This window comes from Citrobacter sp. Ca225 (genome assembly GCF_030337175.1).
Taxonomy (GTDB): Bacteria; Pseudomonadota; Gammaproteobacteria; order Enterobacterales; family Enterobacteriaceae; genus Citrobacter_A; species Citrobacter_A amalonaticus.
Map to the genome: position 1 here is coordinate 249,434 of NZ_JAOWCD010000103.1, position 19,555 is coordinate 268,988.

General features: G+C 51.6%; 19 protein-coding genes and 1 pseudogene. 10 read left to right on the top strand and 10 right to left on the bottom strand.

All coding sequences use genetic code 11. The annotated features are described in order from the left end of the window. Positions 1-19: 19 nt before the first annotated feature. Positions 20-331 carry a hypothetical protein gene (locus OGW13_RS25020; RefSeq protein ID WP_042999452.1) on the top strand — a complete coding sequence of 104 codons (312 nt, stop codon included), beginning with the start codon at positions 20-22 and terminating at the stop codon, positions 329-331. Between the two features lie 27 nt (positions 332-358). On the opposite strand, the gene rcnR is transcribed toward OGW13_RS25020, so the two are convergent. Further along, positions 359-631 (bottom strand): Ni(II)/Co(II)-binding transcriptional repressor RcnR, encoded by a 273-nt coding sequence (gene rcnR, locus OGW13_RS25025; protein WP_042999451.1) that lies wholly within the window; start codon positions 629-631, stop codon positions 359-361. Between the two features lie 120 nt (positions 632-751). Between rcnR and OGW13_RS25030 the strand changes: the two genes are divergently transcribed. From OGW13_RS25030 to OGW13_RS25060, 6 genes and pseudogenes are all read left to right on the top strand, one after another. Further along, positions 752-1,645: a nickel/cobalt efflux protein RcnA gene (locus OGW13_RS25030; RefSeq protein ID WP_187251046.1), complete on the top strand. Its 894-nt coding sequence runs from the start codon at positions 752-754 to the stop codon at positions 1,643-1,645. A gap of 834 nt (positions 1,646-2,479) precedes the next feature. Beyond that, positions 2,480-3,013: a fimbrial protein gene (locus OGW13_RS25035; RefSeq protein WP_043001829.1), complete on the top strand. Its 534-nt coding sequence runs from the start codon at positions 2,480-2,482 to the stop codon at positions 3,011-3,013. A 52-nt stretch (positions 3,014-3,065) separates the two neighbouring features. Continuing rightward, positions 3,066-3,818, top strand: coding sequence for a fimbria/pilus periplasmic chaperone (locus OGW13_RS25040; RefSeq protein ID WP_054176836.1), 753 nt, complete (start codon positions 3,066-3,068; stop codon positions 3,816-3,818). After that, a pseudogene (locus OGW13_RS25045) lies at positions 3,799-6,347 on the top strand (fimbrial outer membrane usher protein). The gene OGW13_RS25040 and the pseudogene OGW13_RS25045 overlap by 20 nt, the downstream one beginning before the upstream one ends. 12 nt (positions 6,348-6,359) lie before the next feature. Beyond that, positions 6,360-7,700 carry a fimbrial usher protein StbD gene (gene stbD, locus OGW13_RS25055; protein WP_042999447.1) on the top strand — a complete coding sequence of 447 codons (1,341 nt, stop codon included), beginning with the start codon at positions 6,360-6,362 and terminating at the stop codon, positions 7,698-7,700. After that, positions 7,666-8,391 carry a fimbria/pilus periplasmic chaperone gene (locus OGW13_RS25060; RefSeq protein WP_287116613.1) on the top strand — a complete coding sequence of 242 codons (726 nt, stop codon included), beginning with the start codon at positions 7,666-7,668 and terminating at the stop codon, positions 8,389-8,391. Before stbD ends, OGW13_RS25060 begins: the two co-directional genes overlap by 35 nt. A 31-nt stretch (positions 8,392-8,422) precedes the next feature. On the opposite strand, the gene OGW13_RS25065 is transcribed toward OGW13_RS25060, so the two are convergent. Both OGW13_RS25065 and yjdI read right to left on the bottom strand, forming a co-directional pair. Continuing rightward, positions 8,423-8,695: a GNAT family N-acetyltransferase gene (locus tag OGW13_RS25065; RefSeq protein ID WP_042999446.1), complete on the bottom strand. Its 273-nt coding sequence runs from the start codon at positions 8,693-8,695 to the stop codon at positions 8,423-8,425. Positions 8,696-8,706: 11 nt separating this feature from the next. Continuing rightward, positions 8,707-8,937: a 4Fe-4S mono-cluster protein YjdI gene (yjdI, locus tag OGW13_RS25070; protein ID WP_042999445.1), complete on the bottom strand. Its 231-nt coding sequence runs from the start codon at positions 8,935-8,937 to the stop codon at positions 8,707-8,709. A gap of 616 nt (positions 8,938-9,553) precedes the next feature. Between yjdI and OGW13_RS25075 the strand changes: the two genes are divergently transcribed. Together OGW13_RS25075 and OGW13_RS25080 are read left to right on the top strand one after the other, a co-directional pair. Continuing rightward, the gene (locus tag OGW13_RS25075; RefSeq protein ID WP_042999444.1) at positions 9,554-10,402 is read left to right on the top strand and encodes a winged helix-turn-helix domain-containing protein; all 849 of its coding nucleotides are present in this window, start codon (positions 9,554-9,556) and stop codon (positions 10,400-10,402) included. Between the two features lie 106 nt (positions 10,403-10,508). Continuing rightward, complete coding sequence (locus tag OGW13_RS25080) at positions 10,509-10,877, top strand: YqeJ family protein (RefSeq protein WP_224267557.1); 369 nt, start codon at positions 10,509-10,511, stop codon at positions 10,875-10,877. 45 nt (positions 10,878-10,922) lie between these two features. On the opposite strand, the gene OGW13_RS25085 is transcribed toward OGW13_RS25080, so the two are convergent. Further along, positions 10,923-11,474, bottom strand: coding sequence for a hypothetical protein (locus OGW13_RS25085; RefSeq protein WP_042999442.1), 552 nt, complete (start codon positions 11,472-11,474; stop codon positions 10,923-10,925). Between the two features lie 277 nt (positions 11,475-11,751). Here OGW13_RS25085 and OGW13_RS25090 point away from each other — a divergent pair, with 277 nt between their 5' ends. After that, a complete protein-coding gene (locus OGW13_RS25090; protein ID WP_042999441.1) occupies positions 11,752-12,375 on the top strand; it encodes an ECs1377 family protein in 624 nt (207 codons plus the stop codon). Here the strand turns inward: OGW13_RS25090 and OGW13_RS25095 are convergent. The 6 genes from OGW13_RS25095 to OGW13_RS25120 all read right to left on the bottom strand — a co-directional run bounded on the left by OGW13_RS25095 (position 12,372) and on the right by OGW13_RS25120 (position 19,064). After that, positions 12,372-12,896, bottom strand: coding sequence for an HD domain-containing protein (locus OGW13_RS25095; RefSeq protein WP_044254135.1), 525 nt, complete (start codon positions 12,894-12,896; stop codon positions 12,372-12,374). The genes OGW13_RS25090 and OGW13_RS25095 overlap by 4 nt on opposite strands. Before the next feature lie 123 nt (positions 12,897-13,019). Next, positions 13,020-14,111, bottom strand: a complete 1,092-nt coding sequence (locus tag OGW13_RS25100) for a fimbrial protein (RefSeq protein ID WP_043001827.1) — start codon at positions 14,109-14,111, stop codon at positions 13,020-13,022. Between the two features lie 17 nt (positions 14,112-14,128). Beyond that, positions 14,129-16,585 carry a fimbria/pilus outer membrane usher protein gene (locus OGW13_RS25105; RefSeq protein ID WP_248381688.1) on the bottom strand — a complete coding sequence of 819 codons (2,457 nt, stop codon included), beginning with the start codon at positions 16,583-16,585 and terminating at the stop codon, positions 14,129-14,131. A gap of 62 nt (positions 16,586-16,647) precedes the next feature. Then, a complete protein-coding gene (locus tag OGW13_RS25110; RefSeq protein ID WP_042999438.1) occupies positions 16,648-17,313 on the bottom strand; it encodes a fimbrial biogenesis chaperone in 666 nt (221 codons plus the stop codon). A 67-nt stretch (positions 17,314-17,380) separates the two neighbouring features. Next, on the bottom strand, positions 17,381-17,923 hold the full coding sequence (locus OGW13_RS25115; RefSeq protein ID WP_042999437.1) for a fimbrial protein: 543 nt from the start codon (positions 17,921-17,923) through the stop codon (positions 17,381-17,383). A 565-nt stretch (positions 17,924-18,488) separates the two neighbouring features. Beyond that, complete coding sequence (locus OGW13_RS25120) at positions 18,489-19,064, bottom strand: LOG family protein (protein ID WP_044254122.1); 576 nt, start codon at positions 19,062-19,064, stop codon at positions 18,489-18,491. Between the last annotated feature and the right edge of the window lie 491 nt (positions 19,065-19,555).

A 19,555-nucleotide genomic window follows, 5' to 3' on the forward strand; every position in this document is an offset into this window, starting at 1 on the left:
TCCGACAACAGGGAACGAAATGGACAAGGATTATAAAGTGGGATACTACGAAGAAGAAACGCGCGCGCTGAGTGCAGTACTGTTATCACTGTTTACGGCCCGTGCCGAGATAGCTTTCGGTGAGCTGGAGTGCTCTCTGCAAAAACTCGCCTTCCCGCCTGCTGTTCGCAGGTTGTGTGAAGAGGCGTTGCAAAGTCATAGTGAAGACGAAGCCGATCGGACGAATGCCCGGGCGGTTTGCTGCCTGCTGCATGCACTGGAATCGATCAGTGGCTATAAGCACGTTGAGCGCTATATTGCCCAACGGAATCAGGCGGTCGTGTATTGCTAAGACACCGAGTCGGGACAGCGTTCCCGACTATTTTATATAGGAGTCCAGAACTTTCAGTACCACGTCCAGATCTTCTTCCCGCTTCTCTTCATCACTCTGATGGACGATATGCTCGGTCAGATGCCCTTTAATCACTTCTCGCATTAAACCATTCACGGCTCCGCGTATTGCGGCGATCTGTTGCAACACAGCGGCGCACTCATGGGGTTCATCGAGCATTTTTTTCAGCGCAACCACCTGCCCCTGAATTTTGCTGGTTCGGGCTTTAAGCTTCTGTTTATCCCGGATTGTGTGTGACATCGCAACACCTCCTTAACATAAAACGTGGTGAATTATAGCATTACGCATCTACTGGGGGGTAGTATTTAGTACTGGGGGGGAGTAGAATCGGGCGAAGACAAGCAACTAAGAATCATTATCATGGGTGAATTTTCAACACTTCTTCAGCAAGGCAACGCGTGGTTTTTCATTCCCAGCGCGATTCTTCTCGGCGTGCTGCATGGACTGGAACCCGGTCACTCGAAAACGATGATGGCAGCATTTATCATCGCCATTAAAGGAACCATTAAGCAGGCGGTGATGCTGGGACTGGCGGCAACGCTCTCCCATACCGCCGTGGTCTGGCTGATCGCCCTCGGTGGCATGTACATCAGTCGGGCGTTTACCGCAGAATCTGTGGAGCCCTGGCTGCAACTGATTTCCGCGTTTATTATTCTGGGCACCGCAACCTGGATGTTCTGGCGGACATGGCAGGGTGAGCGAAACTGGCTCACCGCCACGCAGCATGATCACCACCATGACCACCATGATCATGCGCATCACGATCATCATGACCACCACGAACACCACGAACACCACGAACACCACGATCACGACCATCATCATGACCACTGCGATCTGGCGGGACTGACTGAGGGGTCGAAAGCATATCAGGATGCCCATGAACGCGCGCATGCCAGCGATATTCAACGCCGCTTTCACGACAAAGAGGTGACCAATGGGCAAATCTTATTGTTCGGTCTGACCGGCGGACTGATCCCCTGTCCAGCCGCGATTACCGTACTGCTGATTTGTATCCAGTTAAAGGCCTTCACGCTCGGCGCAACAATGGTGCTCTGCTTTAGCCTGGGGCTGGCGATTACGCTGGTGGCCGTCGGCGTGGGCGCAGCAGTCAGCGTCCATCAGGTCGCTAAACGCTGGAGTGGATTCAATGCTCTGGCAAGAAAAGCGCCTTATTTTTCCAGCCTGCTGATCGGTCTGGTCGGTCTGTATATGGGAATTCATGGCTACATGGGGATTGCTCACACCTCCTGAACACATATTTCTGACGCACAGCGCCTGCCGCTGTGCTCACTTCCCTTTCCAAAAAACCATCCATTTAGTTGCGAGTTGCAACTATTTTCTCGATAAATATTTCCTTGCATCACCATAAGGCACACCACGTTGGGCTGAAAATCCCTTGTCAGTGACCATTTTCAGGGCTGGTTCTTCCTGTTTATTGCGATGAAAATGAGGAAAGCATCTCAATATCAATTACAGAGCAAAAATTTTTTTCCCATTTTTTGATGTCAAACAACCCGCTATTATTGGAACCCATCTTACTTAGCTTCCAAAAGAAGACAGGTAATCACATAAAATTCTTATCCCGGCATAGCATCATAAAAATGGTTAGCACGGTTAATCATTCATTTTTCCTTATGCATTAAATGTGAATTATCTTAACCTGGCAATCAATTAAGTCGTAATACGTTTTACGTCCGGCTCAACACTTCAATATTAATCATCTAATAATCTAAAATTCCTAAAGAAGTTAACGCCGATCTATTTCCAAATTTCAATAGCCCCAACCTATCACCGGTATTCCATCTGTTCGTTTTAAACGATTTTCCTCTCCAGGAATTTTCCGGCTAATATTCTCACAGACAAATTAATTTATTCATTCGGGTGAAATGAATCTCGCTACGAGAATAAAATCATGGTGTTGAAGATATTCTCAGCACAAAAAAACTCACCTTTAAGAAAATTACCAATAATTTTATTTTGTCTTCATTCCCGCACAGAGCCATCACGATAAATGTCCCTGCGCATGGAAGAACCCTGACTCACAGGGTAAATCAACACGACTGATAAAAAATGGAGTTTTATATTATGACCTTAAATCGTGCCTTCCTTTCGGCGCTGATGGCTTCTGCGCTTTTTTCCACGAATGCACTGGCCTCTGACAATACCATTACGTTTATGGGCGAAGTGAGTGACGAGACTTGTTCAATATCGGTAAACGGCTCTGATGCTTCTCCGGTGGTATTACTGCCGACCGTGACGGCTACCGAACTGAATGCCAATCAGGTTGCTGGCGCGACGACATTTGATGTCGGTGTGAGCAACTGTACCGGCTCGTCTTCTGGCGTGCAGATCTCGACGGTCTTCGTGGGTAACAACATCAGTTCTGCTACCGGAAACCTTGGCAGCACAGGTTCTGCGACGAATGTAGAGATCCAAATTCTCGATACCAGTGATGCCGAAATTGATTTCCGCAGCGCCTTTACCGGCACCGGCGACCTCTCTCTCGCGGCTAACCAGACCTCAGCGAGCGCGACCTATAAAGCCCAGTATTACAGCGCCGGCGCGGCCACGACCGGTACAGTACTGGCTTCACTGCAATACGCCGTTTCTTATCAGTAAACGTCGTTCTGGCGGGAATGTACTCCCGCCATCCACATTCAGGGAAAATACTATGCGAACCTCTCATCGTCATCGCACGCTTATTTCAGGCTGCCTGTTTCTTTTTTTAGTCGCATGCTGTAGCCATGCCAATGCCAGTATTACGATGACAGGAACGCGTATCATTTATGATGGTGCGGCGAAATCGACTGATGTGCATCTAAAAAATAAAGATGCCATTCCTTATGTTGTCCAGAGCTGGTTCGATAACGGTAATATGGCCGATGGCCCGGAAAAGTCTGCGCAGGTTCCGTTTATTGCCACGCCTCCGGCATTTCGCATTCAACCAGGCGAAGGACAAATCATTCGTATTGTTTACACTCACGGGAAAAAATTACCACAGGACCGGGAGTCACTGGTCTATTTTAATTTCATGCAAATTCCTCCCGCCAATGCCGGACAATCAGCGAGCCAAACCGAAAAACAAAATAGCCTGCTGATTATGTTGCGCAATCGGGTCAAACTTTTTTATCGCCCGGCAGGACTGGTCGGCGATCCGCAAAAAATGCTGGAGAATCTGCAGGTCAAACGGATTAACGGAAATAAAGAACTGGCGATAAGTATTAAGAACAATCAGCCTTATTTCGTTACGGTCGCGGCCCTGCAACCTGGCGGGTCGTCGCAAATCCAGCACCCTAAAAATGACATGATCTCGCCTTTTGCCAGCGAAACGTTTCACTTTCCGCGAACCGCTGACGCGCAGCGCGTACGCATTACCTTGATCAACGATCAGGGAGCACGCATCAGTGCCGACTATCCGCTGTAACACCGTCGTCGCGCCCCTGATCGGCCTGGCGTTAGTTCCGGCGACGGCCTGCGCGGAATACTACTTTGACCCGGCGCTTTTGCAGGGTTCCGATTTTGGTAAGTCACTGGATCTGGATCGTTTTAATCAGCGGGACAACGCCCTTCCGACAGGCGACTATGTGCTCGACGTATATCTTAACAACCAGTTGATTCGTCGCCAGGCATCGATCGCCCTGGTCAAACCCAAAGGCGACAAAACTGATGTGCAACCCTGCCTGTCACCGGAACTGATTGCCCTCAGCGCCATACGTACGACGCAAAATGTAACCCCTAACATCTGTCTGCCGATCGACGCTCTGGGCCCGAAAATCAACTGGGAGGTGGATTTAAGCTCGCTGCGCCTGAACATGGTGGTTCCCCAGGCGGGGCTGTTACATTCGCCACGAGGATTCATCCCGGTCTCCGAATGGGACGCCGGGGAAACCGCGCTGTTTCTGCGCCACAATACCAACTTTTACCACACCGAAAACACAGACAGCCATCTGCGCTATGACTATCTGTGGAGCAACATCAATGCTGGCTTCAACCTTGGCCTGTGGCAGGTTCGCCATCAGGGCAACCTGCGCTACGCCGATGACAATCAGACGGGAAGACACTACAAATACAATGCGGTTGCCACCTCGGTACAACGGCCTTTGCCGCAACTGGACAGCATCATTGCCTTCGGCGACAACTACACCAACAGCAGTCTGTTTGGCAATCTCTCATTCAATGGCGTCAAGCTCAGCACTGACCAACGCATGTGGCCACAGGGTAAACGAGGCTATGCCCCGGAAGTGCGCGGCGTCGCCACCACGACGGCCCGTGTGGTTGTACGCCAGCAGGGAAAAGTGATTTACGAAACTACCGTCGCGCCCGGCGCCTTCGTGATTAACGATCTGTACAACACCCGCGGCCAGGGCGATCTGACTGTGGATGTCGTTGAAGCAAACGGACAAGTTTCGCGCTTCACCGTCCCCTATTCCGCCGTACCGGACTCGATTCGTCCCGGTAACTGGAATTACGAACTGGCGATGGGCTACGTTCGTCAGTACTACAGCGTAGAAAATAAGTTTATTGAAGGTGTACTGCAGCGCGGGATGAGCAACGTGCTGACGGCCAACATGGGTTCACGACTGGCAGATAATTATCAGGCCTTCCTCGCCGGCGGCGTGCTGGCAACCTCCGTCGGCGCATTCGGTTTGAACACGGTTTTTTCCAGCGCTCATGTAGAAAATAACGAAAAACAACAAGGCTGGCGCGTCGAGGCAAGCTACAGTAAAACCTTCACCACCGGCACCAACCTGGTCCTCGCGGCCTATCGCTATTCCACCAGCGGCTATCGCGATCTGCAGGACGTACTCGGCGTACGTCGCCAGGAGAAAAACGGCACCCTCTACTACTCTGATACGCTCAATCAGCGGAACAACTTCTCGGCGACCGTCAGCCAGCCGATGGGCGACTGGGGCATGCTGAGCTTTACCGGCAGCACCTCGGATTACTATAACAATGCCTCACGCATCACCCAGTGCAGCTCGGTTACAGTAATAGCTGGCGTGACATCAGCTTCAATATCAGCGCCGCACGCCAGCGGAGTACCTACTCCAGCCGCTACTTCAACAGCGTCAACGATCGCGATTTTGATAACGAAAACCAGCGAAAATACACGGAAAACACCGTATCGCTAGGGATTTCGATTCCATTCGACTTTGGTTCCAGCCGCTCGCAAATCAACTTCGACATGAACCGCAGTCGCGACAGCCGGACGGCCACGGTTGGGATGAGCGGGACGACGGGTGAAAAGAGTTCTACCTCGTGGGCGCTCTACAGCGGCATTGAGCACAACAACGACAGTGGCGACAGCTCGACCTGGGGCGGAAATATTGAACATCGCACCTCCGTCGGCGCCTTCCGCGCTTATGCCTCCCGGGGCGACAGTTATCAGCAGTATGGACTGGGGATGTCCGGTACGCTGGTCGCCCATCGCGGTGGGATTACCGCCGGTCCGTATACCAGCGACACCTTCGCACTGGTGGAGGCTCCCGGTGCACGCGGAGCCAAGATTCGTAATGGACAGGGCGCGACGGTGGACCGTTTCGGCTACGCGATCCTCCCGTCATTAACGCCCTACCGCTATAACACCATTAGTCTCGACAGCCAGAATATGGCCGATGACGTCGAACTTCAGGGCGGCAGCAAGCGGCTGGTCCCCTATGCGGGCGCAATTTCTCGCGTAACGTTTAAGACCACTCACGGGAAAGCAACGTTGATTAACACCACTCTGCCCGATAGCAGCCAGCCACCGATGGGCGCGGACGTCACGGACAGCAATGGCGAAGCCGTGGGCATCATGGGCCAGGGCGGGCAAATCTACGCCCGACTCGCCGCTCAGTCCGGCGTGCTGTTCGTTAAGTGGGGTAAAACCGCCGCCCAGCAGTGCCAGGTCTGGTATCAATTGCCAACGACGCGCGACGCGCCGCTGTACCAACTTACGCTACCTTGTCGCTAGGAGTGATGGCTGATGAAATTATCCTCTTTTTTCCCGCTGCTGTTAGTTGGCGTCGTACTGGCACAGCCGGCATGGTCTGCCTGTAAAAGGGTAACCTCTGCCAACGATCTGTCTCAGACAGCGAAAGATGCCGGTTACATCGGCGCCAGCTGGGGAGGCGTTGGCGATAGCGAAGTCAAAGGCAAACTGGGGTTGCCTGGCGTTATCACCTTAAGCAGCGGCACCGGATTTCAAACGGAAGGCACACTGCTCGCCAGTTCGACGGCCAGCTTTGTGCCTAATGGCCGCACCCAGGGCGTCAACGCCAATCAGATCTATTTTCGCTGCGACGTCGCCGAAATCGGCAAGGTGTATGAGTATTACGCCACCAACGGCGATGATGCCTGGGGCGGCAGAGAAGCGGTTGCCGGGATTGAAGGCGCTTACTACACCTACGTCAAAAACGTGGCGCTCAGACTGACGAACCTGAAAACCGGGCAATACTATTCGCGCTACTGGCAAACACGCCTCATCCCTGAAAGCGAGATGTTCAATGACGGGACCTACATTTACATCCCGGGCAGCGCCTTCAGCGATGTTTTCGTTGAGCTGTTTCGGGTTGATGACGCATCAAAAGGGGTGAACGGTTCAAACCGCTATGGTTATACCTACGCCGGGCCGGCTGGCTATATCGCCTTCCACGGCGGCGGCATGAGCTCCGGGCTGTTTGACGGTGCTGACAGCAGAACCAACTACGACGGCTGGGGCGCCATGCAGTGGCCTGGCGGCTGGACGCTCACCAGCCAGAGTTACTTTGTGCGCGGCGCCGCCTGTCGAATCGATGACTATCCCGCTATTGTCCGTCTGCCGCCGATCAGCGTCGGTGAGCTGAGCGGCGGCGGCACAGCGCAGACCCCGTTTAACATTACCGTCGAATGCGAAACCGGCGCGATTTCCGGCACCGCGGTCTCGACAACCAGCAAAGCGAACGTGGCGATGGGTTTTCTGGTGAATAATCAGACGGCAGCGAATGCGGCAAATCAGTTAGGGCTTAAGACCGGATCGGGAGCCTGGACCTGGCTGCTCGATAACCACTATGGCGTCAGCGGCGTGGCGTCCGGCGTGGGCATTCGCATCTACAGCGAAAAACTGGGCGGTAGCGCTATCAACCTGCTGCCAAATCTGACGTCAACCGCCACGGGCAACGCCGGGGGATGGTACGGCTATGCCGATTTAACCAGTAAAACTTCAACAAGCGGTTCGACCGAATTGTATAACGGGGAATTCACCGCCTCGCTGGAAGCCATTCCAGGCGAAGCCATAACAGCAGGATCGGTTTATGCACAACTTCAGGTGGTGGTTAGTTTTCAGTAGCGCGTTGCTGTTGAACGTTCTGCCGTTCTCCGCTCATGCGGTGGTGAATAGCGAAGTGACCCGGGTAATTTTTAATGCTGGTGACAAAAGCGCTTCGCTGGCGCTGATCAATTCCCCGCAGCAGCCAGCCCTGGTTCAGGTCTGGACCGATACGGGTAATCCCTCGAGCCAGCCCAATGAGGAGACGACGCCCGTCATCGTACTACCGCCGGTATTTAAAATGCAGCCCGGCGAACTGCGCAGCATTACGCTGCAAATGACCGACACCTCGGTACTGCCGCGCGATCGCGAAGCGCTTTACTGGCTGAACGTGTATCAGATCCCGCCCATGACGCAGACCGACGCCCAGGTGGCGCAGAAAGTGGTTCTGCCGTTACGCATCCGTATGAAGGTGTTCATTCGCCCGAAAGGCGTCGGTGCGCTTAAGGAAAGCGATGCGGAGAAGTTGCACGTGATATACGCCGGGGCGCAAAATCAGTTGCAGTTAACCAACCCCACCCCGTGGCATATCACGCTGGCCGGAATAAGCTGTGAGTCCGGCAGTGCAAGCGGCATCATGATTGCGCCGCTGACGACGGTATCGGTCCCGCTACAGGGACAAGGAGCACCATGTTCATCGGTCCGCTATGACATCATTAACGACCAGGGTACCCTGTGGCATTACAATAAAGCCGTCTCGCGTCTCCCGTAGCGGACGGCTTACGCACCTTGCCCGGCATATTTCAGGCCCGAATATCGTCATACTCGCGAGTTTTATCAAACTCGTGTTTGGCAAACGGGCAAAGAGGAATAACTTTGCGTTTTTCGCGGCGCATTTTCTCCACGACTTTCGCCACCAGCTGTTTTCCCACCCCCTGACCTTTCAGGCTGGCATCGACATCGGTATGCTCAATAATGCTTAAATGCTCACCGGTTGGAACAAAAACAATTTCAGCGACCTGATTCCCCTGATCATTATTGACATAGAATTTATTGTGACCTTCCAGTATTTCCATTTTCCCCTCGCTTATTTACGACGATATTGTAGCGCCCCGCTTGGGCAAGTATCGATAACGTTGATCACCGTTGAGACATCCACTTCATCAGGCATAATCCACGGCTTACGTTTCAGATTGAAAAGTCTGGCGCTACCGCGTACACAATTCCCAGAGTGCTGACAAATTGCTGTATTGAAGTAGACATCGATTTTCTCACCGGTATAGACGCGATAACCCGCATCCTCAAGTTGCTTATCCATGACATTGCCTCATTTTTTGTTTATCCCTTAAGCATAGCGCGTGAATATCACCCGCCACCACTTTAATGTTAGATGAGTAAATACTCATCTGTTCCTTATGTTTAAGCATAAAAAACCAATTATAGTGGCATTTAAGATTTTATATTATGCATTTAATGATATTTAAGGTTATTCGCTCTAATTGACTATTTAACATCAGGTCGGCATAATAAATCTTTCAAATGACTCATTAAAAAAATCTGTTTTTATTCAAGAATACTCATTAAAAATAGTGAGTTACAGAAAAGTATACCTGTCTGATACCGAATCTTAAATCACGACGTTGAAACAGATTTCAACGCCACTTTGTTGATAATCAGGCCATAATTTCTCCGGTATGCGGCATTGGGATGTTTAAATGATTACAGTAGCTGATTATTCATTGCGGCAGAATCCACCGACCTTGTTAATAAATTGCTTTGTTTTATATGCACTTATGTGAAACTTCAGAACAAAAACATTAGTTTCATAAATTAAACGACTTACTGAACTCATTTATACTATACGTAATAGTATGTTCAGAATTTTCTACAATTAAGTCTCTACTGTTTATAACTTTCGAACACCGTGAACCCATATGTACTGGATTATTAACGATAATATTGAATTCAGACCAGACAGTAAAAAGTTAATTTCTGTCACTAACCCAGAAATTAACGTGGTTTTGACAACGCCTGCCAGTCGTTGTCTGCTTTTGCTGCTTGACGCTTCACCGGACGTCGTCACTCAGCAGGAATTTTTTAAAAAGGTATGGGAAGATGAAGGCATGCTGGTGCCTGCCAACACCCTTTACCAAAATATTTCTATTGTCCGTCGAGGCTTACGCGCCGTTGGCGAGACTGACCGGATCCTCGTCGCCACAGTCCCGCGCAAAGGTTTCCAAATCGACAAAAGCGTTAAAATTACTCGCGTTGCTGCGGTTCAGGAGGCTGAAGTGGCCCCTGATTCTCTGCAGGGTGAAGATGAACTGGATGTGGAGTACCGCACTGAGGCGGATCCCGCGCTTACGCCAGAAGAAATCGCCCCTCCTGCCCGTGCGATGACGGTAAGTAAGAGCAGCAGATTGCCGCTTTTCGTTAGCATTCTCGCCATGGTAGCGGCATTTTTTATTGGCGCTATCGGCATGAACTATTTCTGGCACTTTAGCGATACGAAGCCATTCTTCGCTGATTACACCTTCGTCGAGCAAGACAAAGGCTGTCGTTTCTATACCAAAGATGACAGCCACGATAACAAAAACAGCTTTGCACACTTTAAGGCGCTGATTCTGGGTTCTGGACTCGATTGCGAAAAGTACCCCTGGGTGTACTTCCCGCTATCACAAACGTCGCCAGGCTTAGCGGTTCTTGTCTGCCGCCAGAACTACCTGAAATCAGCCATTCCAGGTTGTATTACACTCTCTTTTCGTGGAGTAGGAAGTGAGTAAAAGAACAGTCATAACGATGAGTGCCATATTTTTACTCGCGGGTGTGCTCATCAGCGCGTTATACAATTTTTTAATGTCAAAACATTACGATAAACAGGAATGTTCGATGTCGCTGGTGGTGTTTCATAAAAACGCCCGCGCAAATATCACGCTGAACTACATGTATTCGCTGAAAAACCAGAACGGCATCGTGGCCGTCAGCGGAACCTATATTGAAGATAACAAATTGAAAGGGCGCATCAGACGAGATGTGGCCTATAACTGGACAGAAAATCAGGATTCGTATCACTTACATTCAAGCAGAATCAACAAGTTCGAAATTATCGAAACGTTGCCGGATGATCTGTTAGCCGATATTCTGCCTGATTTTTACGTCTACCCCGATAAAGATGTGAGTTACTCCATTCTCAATCAGGGTGTTCACGGGTTCCTGTTCACCATCGGGAAACGTCCCCTGCTCTATTGCGCCCGATAAACGGGAGAAAACCGTCAGCTCTGTGCTCAACAGGGCTGACGCGTTTTAAAGAAACATACTCTCTTCGAGTAAATTCTCTTTGATCAGCAGTAGATCGTGAACCCGGTGCCCACCTAATTTCTTACACGCAAGGTTGCGATAGGTGTATACCCGTTTCGGCGGTAGCGCCAATGATTCGGCAATCAGGTTAATATCTTTACCCAACAGCGATTCACAAATAATCCTTTTTTCAACACGATTGAGAACATGATTCCTGATAGCCTGGCGTTTTTCCATACCGACCAGACGCGTAATGATCATCATCAGCGATAGCAGAGACTGCTGTGCGCTGACAATCACATCGGCATCCAGGACCAATGCACTCCGCTCTGAGTCCAGTATAACCAGCAACTTACATTTTTTGTTGAGTCTGGAGATTTCTTTAGCACAACATTTGTTGAACAAATTAAGATGCAAAATCACGGTATCGTCGAATGTGAGTCTTTCAACAGGTAAATGAGGCATGGTTTCTTTCACGATTTCCAGGTTGGCCTCTTTTGCCAATAAGACAATACCCTCCTGCAAATAGTTATCATTACTTATAATATATATCGCCATCGCTTTATTTCCGTATTAATAATTTAACTCACAGGTCGTTTCCGTTCTTCTATATCCAGCTTTAGCGAGACATGTAAAAAATTATATTGATAAGCTTACGAATAATACAATTAAATAGTCTTAACTGGTGTGACATTTATAACTTATTGATAATGTGCATTTTAATTAAATTTCTTAAACACTCTTAAGTAGACAATTATTCGTTTGTCTCTGTATTCTGTCTCTTTCTCTATGTTATGTTGTGCCATTAGCGAACGGGCGGATGGGATGGAAAAAAATGACCAGGCGTATCGATTACCTGATTGAAAAATATCATTTCACTGAAATCAACGAGTCGCCGCGCATTGCCAGCCAATGGAAAGAGGTTCTGGCGGAGTGCCAACAAGAAAATGCCGGCGTTGAAGAACGACTGCGTATTGCGCTGCTTAATGTCGATTACGTAACCAGCTTTGAATTGCCCTTCCGTTTGCTCCTCACCCGTACTCCGCAACTGATCGACAAGCTGCGGAAAGAATTTGCCCTCACCCAGAAAAATGTGCTGATTAATGATAAACGCCGTGGCCAGGTTTACAGCATCAATGCCGATCTCAGTCGCGTCCCCGATGCCTTTCGCTATCGTCTGTCGTCGCGTATCCGCCGTATGGATGAGGAAACCATTACCACGGCGCCCTATCAGCAGGTTGCCAGTCAGACAAAGCATCCCGAGGAACGGCTTCGCCTGGCACTGGAGAGTGGTTTGCAGGTTAACGCCCTGGATGGACTGTTCTGGCTGGGGATCCAGCGTATTGCCGCCGATATTCAGCGACTCCGCGCGTCAGGCATGCCGATTCTGGCGTCAGATGTCGAGGTGTTCGATTCACTGACCGGCACGCGTCGTACCGTGACGGCATACCATCTTTAACCGGTTGTCAGTTCCTGAAAGCGGGATAAAAAAAGCGCGCGCGCCTCTCGTGGCATCAGTGGGGTGACGGTCAACCGCGTCGTGGGCGAGACCCCTGCCAGCATCGGCCAGTCATTACCGGGATCCAGATTGAGATCGCGCCGCTCGGTTGCCAGCATCATCAGGTCCACCTGTTTAATCACCTTGCTCGGGGTGAGAGGAAGATCGAAACGCTGACGAATGGCGTTATCCAGCCGCGCTTCAATCTCTTTGTACGCGGGAAGCAAGCGCTTTAACGGTGAGGGAAGATCCAGACAATAGGCCTCAGCGGCATCGTGCAGCAGCGCTTCAAGCGCGAACTCAGGTGGCGTTAACTGGCTGCACAGAACCCCGTGTTGGGCGACACTGTAAAATTCAGGCACATGTCCGGCAAAGCGACAGAGATGCGAAAGGGCGACCGCGATATCTTCAATCACAATATGCTCCGGTCGAATATCACCGTAATCGATGTGTTGCCCGGTAATGGTGGCGATAAATTTCATCCGTTCTCCTGCTTCCTTGCCGTTCTTGCCCACGTCGGGCGCCTGGGTAGCCATAAAGAAACTACGTTTTTATATTCACTACGTAAATATTTTTCACCCCTTACCGCACGCTTTTATGGCTTCTTAGTTATATTCCAGCACAAAGGTGGCAGTGCCATTTGCCCGTCCCGCGGTGACCGTCGATCCTGTCTGCACCATCTGTGCCATAAAATTGACCGGCACTGCCGTTGCGGCGCTGGAAGCGGGAACTTTCTGTACCACTGGCAGATTTGCGGGCTCATTCAGCGTCACCGATGTTCCCTTTACCGGCCCGTTACCGCCATTATCGCCATAGCGGATCCGGATCCCGACGCCGTCCGCACCACCGGGAAAGTGCGTAATATCCAGCGTATCCGTCGCCCCGGTCGTCGCCGGGGTCGCGAAGAAACCAATACGGATATCCGTGGGTGTAGCGCAATACACAGGGATGCTAAACGGCACCGCCGAACCGCCAGAGGTACCCGGGCCTTTGAAATCGCTCCGGTTCGCTTTGCCCAGATCGACAAAAATACTGGCGCGGGTGACGCTACAGCTACCGCGACTGCCGATGTCCACGTTCATCGCCGCAAGATCGAGAATCACCGGCCTGCTGACCTGATCGCCATTTCCCCCCGCATTCGGGTACGTCATCGACAGGTTCCCGACATTTGCCAGCGTGTTGGCGAAAGCATGATTATTACTTACCAGTTGAATATCAGCGGTTTTATAGAAGGTCACCCACGCTTTCACCTCCACTTCCCGTTGCGTCAGCATTGACGGGCTCTCTGTGCTGTCGCAAACCGTAACCGACCGACTGCCCACTGACTCCAGGAAATGGATCGGCCCCCCGTCGCACTGGAAACTGAGTGAGTAGCCGATCCCGGGCAAGGCCGAATTGAACACCGCATGTCCGTCAATTATCTGCCCACCCTGGGTATTCAACTGCTGATAGACGATTTTTTTCCACGACGATGTCGTCCCTTGCCGATCGCAGGTAAAGCGAATCCCCCCACCGTTCACCGGCATAATACTGCTCATCTGAGTATTGACCCGCAGCGTCGGCAGATATTTGATGTTTTGAAAGTTCAGGGTCATTTGTCCGGTATTACCCTGACAGGTTTCGGCCTGAACGTACTGGCTAAACAGGCTCGCTACCAGCAGCATTAACCCGCAAATAAGACGAAAAACCCCTGACATCGTCAGTTCCTCATGATTCATAAACATTGTCCCGCCACCTCTTTCACCGGGTTCCGGTCCTGTGCATCCGCTATCCGGAAATGCAGTACGCACTGGCGGCTCACGCCCGCGTCGTCCCATTTCACCGCAAGAGTGCCTGCCGTCGGCACCCCGCTCAGGTAGACCTGCCCGCGTTCGGCCACCATCGCGCTGGCGGTACCGCCATCACCGACCAGCCGGGCGCTGGCACCAAAAGGCACCACATCCTGATCGCGGCGAAGCGTGAACAGTACGCGGTTGCCGATATGCGTCTGGTAATGTGCTTCCACCACTGCGCCGCCGCCAGGGATCACCGTCGCCCCCTGCAACTCGACATCCGCATCATCCGGTAACGTTTGGGCATCCAGCGCGATCACGTTTTTGTGATAGGGCGTAAGCGTGGGCACCACGGCATAACCACGCCAGTCGGTATGAACATTGTTTGCGTTCTGAATCGCGACGTTTGCCGCGCCCGGCGCGCGAACAATGGCGAAGCTGTCACCGACGTTCTGTCCGAGCGTGATGCCGTGCGGATGTACCACCAGAGCGCCAGACGCCCCCCAGGTCATCTGGCTGCTGTCGCGATCGCGGCGATACCCCAGTTGCGTCGTCCCATATCCACCGTGATAGTCCAGCGATGCGCTGCTGTTGCTACCCTGCCCCTGATTTGCAATCCCCTGCTGTACCGAATAGTAGAGGTTTTGGTTCTGCGGCAGCGCACCGTATATCCCCACCTGTTGCGAGGTGTAGCCGTGATTATCGGAAGAGGTGTTGTAGCTTACGGTGCTGTCTGACCACGCGCCGCCCAGCGGCAGCGTGACGTTCAATGACCATGAGCGATCCGGCGCGCTGTGTCCTGTCGTTTTGGTGTAGAAATAGCCGACGCTCCAGGCAACACGCTTCCAGGTACTGTAAAATCCGGCGTGCAGGGTTTGATCGCGATCCGCGTTATGCCAGTAGTCCTGCGAATACGCTGACAGCGAAAGCGTACCCACCCCTCCCAGCGCCTGATTAACGGAAATCTCTTCGCGACTGCGTTTGCTCCATGTCTGACCGTAGCGGCTTTCCAGCATCGCGGCTTCGCTAAAATCGTAATATCCGCTGGAAGAGTAACGATAGCTGGCCAGACTGAACGAGGTCCCCGTTTGCGCAACGCTTTTCTGGTACTGCGCGCGCAGCGAATGACCGGTATAACGCTTACCTGAAGGCGTCGTGGTCGCCGCCCAGGTCGTATCCAACCCCAGCGCGCCCAGCAGGCCAAAACCACGCCCCAGCCCTGCCGCGACGGCATGATAATCTTCAGCCAGCTGCGAACCGCCATAGAAGGTGAACTCAGCGGGCAGACCATAAAAAAGCGTTCCCTGCATAAACGTCGGCGAACGACTGCGTTGCGAGGTCGAGTGGTAGCGCCCGGCGCTCAGGCTGAATCTGGCGCGTCCTTCACGCAGCATAAATGGAACCGCAGCAAACGGCTGTGTCCAGCGCCGCTCAGAACCATCGCTCTCTTTAACAGTGACCTCCAGGTCGCCGCTCTGGGCGGTGGGATAGAGATCCTGAATGGCAAATGCCCCCGGCGACACGTAGGTTTCATAAATCACATAGCCGTGCTGCGCGATGGTTACTTTCGCATTACTGTGCGCCACGCCGCGCACAATCGGAGCAAAGCCGTTCATGCTGTCCGGTTGCATTTCGTCATCAGACATCAGCTGCACACCGCGAAATTGCACGCTGTCAAAGACGTCGCCACGGGTGTAAGTATCCCCCATTCGCAGCTGACTTTTCAGTGAGACAATATCGCGCTGCAGGTAAGTACTTTGCGAGTCCCAGCGTCGGGTTTTATCGTACTGCATCGACGAGATGTTACGCAGGCGCCATGCGCCGAGGTTAACGCCACTGCGCAGGTTCAGATAACTGGAACGCCCGTCATCCGTTGACTGCCGGGTCTGCGAGCCGGAAAAAGTGTAATCGACGAAGGCGGCCGGAATGCCGTCATCCCAACGCGCGGGATCGACATAACCGTGGCTTTGCACGTTCATCGCCGCCTGCGGAATGCTCAGATTCAGACGCTGAGTGGAGAAATCAAACTGGCTGCGGGCATCGGGAATGTAGCGTTCGATATCGGTGAAAGTGCCTCCATCAGGCAACTGACTGAAGGCGGTAAACGCGCTGACGTTAACCCCGTATTCCGCCAGTTGCGAAGGGGTGAGCACCGGTTTCAGTTGCCCATTCTCCTCGACAAACGTCACATTCTGCTGTGTGACCTCCTGTTCGTTGAGCCAGACACTGACCGGGTACGTTCCGGGCTGCTGTCCGCCCGCTTTGGCAAAATAGCGCAGGTCCGCCAGTTTCTGTTGCGGATCGCGTAATTCCAGCGCGGCAGGATCAAAATAGTCATCCGCCCACGCCTGACGCTGATCGCAAAACAGCAGTAAAACGCCAGGGATGATCGTCAGCAGTAGCGTCGCGCTATCCGCCGATAACAGGACGGTTCTCTTTTTCACGGGAAGGTTGCCTGACATCACTGTTGCGCGGAGTCGGTCACGCCGCCAAAATCATTGATTGCCCGCCATGTCACCGGGCCGCTGCCGTTGATCGTCCAGCGACGCGTGCTCAGCGGGGCGATCATCCCCGGCTCGGCAAGCGCTTTGCCGCCCACGGTCAGGGAGAACAAGGAGATGTGATACGGCGTCGGGTTGTTCGCCACCAGTTGGTTTCCCTGCACGGTAAAGGTCAACTGCGTCCAGGCGTCTTTTGCCTCGCCTTTCAGCCCCTGCGGGCGATAAAAAAGTTTGAAGCGAGACTTCACGTTAATCTGCAGTTTATTGGCGTCCTCTTTTTGCGTCGGGGCGATACTTTTAATGTTCAGCCAGAACATGGACTCCCGATCGGCAGGCAATGCGCCCCCCGTAAACGTAATACGCAGGACGTTTTGCTGTTCCGGCTCAAGACGAAACAGCGGCGGCGTGACCACGAACGGCACTGGCCGCTTATCCTCTGCGTTCGCGTTTTCCACCCATGATTGCACCAGATACGGCGTCTGCGTGTCGGCATTCGTCACCGTCATGGTGGCTTCGCGCTTCCCTTCCTGATAAACAACACGGGTTCCACCCATGACAATGCCTGCCTGCGCGGTAGCGCTCAGCAGAATTAACGATGCCGTCATTGCGGCGATAAACTGTTTCATGAAGTGTGACCATCAGGAAAAGAAGAAAAAAGCGTTGAGCAGACCGGAAGCCTGCTCAGAGTGTCGATCAGTTGTATACCATCAGGAAGTCAGCAGTGCCGTTAGCGCTGCCCGCTGTCACATTCGTGGTCGTGGAAACATAATCGGCCATAAATTTCAGGTCGGCTTTATTTGATACCACATTCGCAGCGGCAGACACTGAGCCCAGCGTAATTGGCGTAGGCGCGCTACCGGCGTTATATAATTTGATACCGACACCTGTTGCGATGGAGCTGGAATTCAATGCCAGCAGTGCGGGATTATTCGCATCTGTCACCCCCGTAAATAACACGGCCACCGTTTTCACCGACGCCGGACAATTATCTACGCTGATGGTAAAAGGCGTTTTCGTGGTTTCCACCCCTGTACCGGTAAAAAAGGTTTTTGCCCATCGACCTAAATCCACGGTGGGATGTTTTGACCCCGTAGTGACATTACAGGAACTGTCGACAATCTCACCGGAAAATTCCACTGTACCACCGGTCCCCTGCACCCCAGAAACCGCTGACAGCGCGACACCAGACGCCATTGCGCTGACCAGAAACGCGGCTATACGAATTTGACTCTTCATTATTTCGCTCATTTAAACGTATTATTAATGTTTACTTTCGCCAATACAAAAATTGTTCTGGCGTTTCTCCCTTCGCATGCTCCTGCTGATAATATTCACAATCCCGTCGTGATAATACGAGGCTTTACTTGCTGTGGTAATGCGGCAAAGACAAAACATGGTCTTTTAATAAAACTTGCATCACTGCCATGTTAGCCGTGATTAAAATAATATTTTTCTATGTTACCAATTGCAATACCACTGAATTTCCTGCAACACAGGAAGATAAAAGTCTACATTAATATTCGCGGCCATTTTTTTATTAACTGTATCAACATCCCCTGGGGCAACGGTTAAAATAAACATAATGGCAACATATAGAGAGAAAAGAGATCATTTTCTGGGCTTTTTTTTGCCCGACGGGCATCTGGCCTAAGTGAAATTAAGAATATTCCTGGGGGGAAAGCACCCTTTTAACCATCGATATGAATCCGGCGTAAAAATGCCCCCGGAAGGCCATAGCCTGGGCGGGGGCATGTCAGTGACAGGTGTCATCCTCTGCTCTTCAGGAGCACAATGAGTCGTCTTATTTCTGGGTCACGGTCCACTTGGAGGTCGGCGGCGTATATGTCGAAAAATATTCAACAATTTCCGGCAACGAATCGGAGAAAAACAGCATATCCACGTAGCTCTGCTTCATAAAACCTTCATCGGCCATTTTCTGTACCATGACCTGCAGCGGTTGATAAAAATTGTTCATGTTATAAAACGCACAGGGCTTGTGGTGGATGCCTAATTGTCCCCACGTCCACTGCTCAAAAATCTCTTCCAACGTGCCTGCCCCGCCGGGTAAGGCGATGAAAGCAGAAGACAATGCCGCCATGCGATCTTTACGCTGGTGCATGTTCTCAACGACCTGCAAATCAGTCAGCCCGGTATGCGCAATTTCACGTTCAACCAAAGACACGGGCATCACCCCCGTCACGTGCCCGCCGTGTTGCAGGGCGGAATCCGCCACGGCCCCCATCAATCCGACCCGGCCACCGCCATAAACAATGCCCAGCCCGGCCTGAGCCAGATAGGTTCCGGCTTCGCGCGCGGCCTGCATATAAACCGAAGAATGGCCTTCAGATGAACCGCAAAAAATACCGATAGACTTCATATAATTTCCTTTGGGAATTACTTAATCCGTAAATCTTCATTCACTCAATGTCGAAACAGCATAATGCAAAGGGGCTCAATACACTATGTGAGATCGGCCAGATGAAAGTACTGACCAGGTGATTTCCAGTAATTACCAGAACGATACGCATAAACGCCTTAGATGAATAAGAGTAGTTTCAGGCGTTATTATTCCCTCGCTCGCATTTTATTTGTCGCAAAACATTTCAACACTTAAAGACAGGCTAATTTCAGCCACACGCCCTCATCCGCCAAATATACCCGTACTAATGCAATTTCTGCGGGTTAACGGGAATCAATCTGCTCACGGCTAAATACCAGCCCCCGCCTCTAAAGCGGTTATATGACTTATTATTGCTATTCTCACCGTGTTTTTTGCAGTATTGTTTACTCATTGTTGTAGTTCTACAGTGAATGCTAGCGAGGTTGCCATGTCGTTTTTCGTCCTTAGCAAAGCCTTTTGCTCATCAT

Coding starts and splice junctions, on each gene's coding strand:
- OGW13_RS25020 (WP_042999452.1), top strand. CDS start 20: ATGGACAAGGATTATAAAGTGGGATACTACGAAGAAGAAACGCGCGCG.
- rcnR (WP_042999451.1), bottom strand. CDS start 631: ATGTCACACACAATCCGGGATAAACAGAAGCTTAAAGCCCGAACCAGC.
- OGW13_RS25030 (WP_187251046.1), top strand. CDS start 752: ATGGGTGAATTTTCAACACTTCTTCAGCAAGGCAACGCGTGGTTTTTC.
- OGW13_RS25035 (WP_043001829.1), top strand. CDS start 2,480: ATGACCTTAAATCGTGCCTTCCTTTCGGCGCTGATGGCTTCTGCGCTT.
- OGW13_RS25040 (WP_054176836.1), top strand. CDS start 3,066: ATGCGAACCTCTCATCGTCATCGCACGCTTATTTCAGGCTGCCTGTTT.
- stbD (WP_042999447.1), top strand. CDS start 6,360: ATGAAATTATCCTCTTTTTTCCCGCTGCTGTTAGTTGGCGTCGTACTG.
- OGW13_RS25060 (WP_287116613.1), top strand. CDS start 7,666: ATGCACAACTTCAGGTGGTGGTTAGTTTTCAGTAGCGCGTTGCTGTTG.
- OGW13_RS25065 (WP_042999446.1), bottom strand. CDS start 8,695: ATGGAAATACTGGAAGGTCACAATAAATTCTATGTCAATAATGATCAG.
- yjdI (WP_042999445.1), bottom strand. CDS start 8,937: ATGGATAAGCAACTTGAGGATGCGGGTTATCGCGTCTATACCGGTGAG.
- OGW13_RS25075 (WP_042999444.1), top strand. CDS start 9,554: ATGTACTGGATTATTAACGATAATATTGAATTCAGACCAGACAGTAAA.
- OGW13_RS25080 (WP_224267557.1), top strand. CDS start 10,509: ATGTCGCTGGTGGTGTTTCATAAAAACGCCCGCGCAAATATCACGCTG.
- OGW13_RS25085 (WP_042999442.1), bottom strand. CDS start 11,474: ATGGCGATATATATTATAAGTAATGATAACTATTTGCAGGAGGGTATT.
- OGW13_RS25090 (WP_042999441.1), top strand. CDS start 11,752: ATGACCAGGCGTATCGATTACCTGATTGAAAAATATCATTTCACTGAA.
- OGW13_RS25095 (WP_044254135.1), bottom strand. CDS start 12,896: ATGAAATTTATCGCCACCATTACCGGGCAACACATCGATTACGGTGAT.
- OGW13_RS25100 (WP_043001827.1), bottom strand. CDS start 14,111: ATGTCAGGGGTTTTTCGTCTTATTTGCGGGTTAATGCTGCTGGTAGCG.
- OGW13_RS25110 (WP_042999438.1), bottom strand. CDS start 17,313: ATGAAACAGTTTATCGCCGCAATGACGGCATCGTTAATTCTGCTGAGC.
- OGW13_RS25115 (WP_042999437.1), bottom strand. CDS start 17,923: ATGAAGAGTCAAATTCGTATAGCCGCGTTTCTGGTCAGCGCAATGGCG.
- OGW13_RS25120 (WP_044254122.1), bottom strand. CDS start 19,064: ATGAAGTCTATCGGTATTTTTTGCGGTTCATCTGAAGGCCATTCTTCG.